The following is a 966-nucleotide window of genomic DNA, read 5'->3' as shown; positions in this document are numbered from 1 at the left end:
CATGAAGGCGGGGTGCTTGACGTTGCCGGTCAGCGTGCCGCCCGCGGTTGCGATGGCATCGGTCACGGCCGCCTCGACCGAAAGCCCGTAGGCAAAGTCGGACACGATCAGGAACCAGCTTGTATCGCCAGACGCCGCCAGCGCCTGCACCGGCGAATTGGCCAGCGAATAGGAGTTGAAGGCGAAGTGGATGGCATTGGTCGAACAGGCCTCGCCGGTGATCTTGTCCGATCCGGCGCCGGTGACGATCACCACCTTGTCCTTGGCCTTGGCAATCTCCATCACGCCAAGCGCGGCGGCCGAGTTCGACAGGTTGATGATCATGTCGGTGCCGCTGTCATAGGCCTCGCGGGCCTTGGTGACGGCGATGTCGGGCTTGTTCTGATGGTCGATGAAGTCGATCTTGATCGGCTTGCCGTTCAGTTCGCCACCGAAATCCTCGACCGCCATCTTCACGGCTTCGATCGCACCCTGACCGCCATAGTCGGCGGTGGCGCCGGCAAGGTCGGTCATCAGCGCGATATGAATTTCGCCGTCCTGGGCAAGGGCCGGTGCGGTCAGCGCGGTGCAGGCCATCAGCGCACAAGCGCATCCTTTGAATTTTCTCATCTTTTCCTCCCGTTATATTGGCTGTGACACGTCGGCTCAGCGCTCCGCAGGCACATCTTCACGAAACCGGCCAAACGTGCCGGGGGCACCATCGCTGTCACGAAGAAATGCGCGGGCTCTCCCCTTCCCGCATTTTTCCAGGGGGCCGTTGCCAGCCTTGCCCATGGGGTCTGACGCTATGCAACCCGCAGGTATGTGTAAAATAGATAATTGACATGCGATCCATAGGCTAATGTCATGCCTTCCAAACGGAGCAAGGCCGCCCTTCGGGGCGCCCGCCGATGAACAAAGCTGGAGAGGGTGGCGCGCGGTCATGAAAATCAGGCAACTTGAGTATTTCATCCATGTGGTGAACAC

Annotated in this window: 1 protein-coding gene; it reads right to left on the bottom strand. The window is 60.2% G+C overall.

Annotated elements, in window-relative coordinates:
* Window positions 1–609 (bottom strand): ABC transporter substrate-binding protein (locus C5F44_RS17670; RefSeq protein WP_146161996.1); only part of this gene is annotated, 609 nt, incomplete at its 3' end.
* Window positions 610–966 lie beyond the last annotated feature (357 nt).

Origin of the sequence: Fuscovulum blasticum DSM 2131, assembly GCF_003034965.1 — a bacterium.
Lineage (GTDB): Bacteria > Pseudomonadota > Alphaproteobacteria > Rhodobacterales > Rhodobacteraceae > Pseudogemmobacter > Pseudogemmobacter blasticus.
Note: the sequence above shows the minus strand (reverse complement) of the source record. Positions and strands in the feature narration are given on the sequence as shown.